Source organism: Candidimonas sp. SYP-B2681 (genome assembly GCF_003971065.1).
Taxonomy (GTDB): domain Bacteria; phylum Pseudomonadota; class Gammaproteobacteria; order Burkholderiales; family Burkholderiaceae_B; genus Pollutimonas.
In genome coordinates this window covers 1-613 of sequence record NZ_RYDV01000027.1, presented here as the reverse complement: position 1 = coordinate 613, position 613 = coordinate 1, and the positions used below count along the sequence as shown (strand labels likewise).

The following is a 613-nucleotide window of genomic DNA, read 5'->3' as shown; positions in this document are numbered from 1 at the left end:
GTAGGATTCATGACTGGGGTGAAGTCGTAACAAGGTAGCCGTATCGGAAGGTGCGGCTGGATCACCTCCTTTTAGAGCGAAAGCACACGAAGCGAAAGCGTCCACACTTATTGGCTGTTATATAAAGACCATGACATGGTTTAGCTCTCATTGAGAGACGGTTGGGTCAGTAGCTCAGTCGGTTAGAGCACCGTCTTGATAAGGCGGGGGTCGTTGGTTCGATTCCAACTTGACCCACCAAGCGCGCGGTTGATTGGCCAGGTATGCGGGGGATTAGCTCAGCTGGGAGAGCACCTGCTTTGCAAGCAGGGGGTCGTCGGTTCGATCCCGTCATCCTCCACCAGCAGCTTACCCCGCCGACCTCGAGCGCGCCGCACAGTGTCATGGTTAAAGATTTTACCTGCTGTCTATAAGCGACTGCGAGGGTAACGAAGAGCGTCTTGGCGACCAGTCAGGACGTTGCTCGTTAGGCTTAGTGCTTAATGGTTGGATCTTGTTCTTTAACAATCTGGAAGAAGCACAACGAAGTGTATTTATGGAAAGGGCGCAGTTTGGCCTTGATCGCATCGCAAGATGGGTTCGAGACGAGCGGCGCACTCTCAACGTAAGTACG

The 613-nt window shown here is 53.0% G+C and carries 2 tRNA genes and 1 rRNA gene; all 3 read left to right on the top strand.

Annotated features, from left to right (window positions below):
- Positions 1-72: ribosomal RNA gene (locus tag EKL30_RS18740) — 16S ribosomal RNA — on the top strand; the annotation flags it as partial.
- Between the two features lie 91 nt (positions 73-163).
- Positions 164-240, top strand: a tRNA-Ile gene (locus tag EKL30_RS18735).
- Positions 241-267: 27 nt separating this feature from the next.
- A tRNA-Ala gene (locus tag EKL30_RS18730) sits at positions 268-343 on the top strand.
- The last annotated feature ends 270 nt before the right edge of the window (positions 344-613 follow it).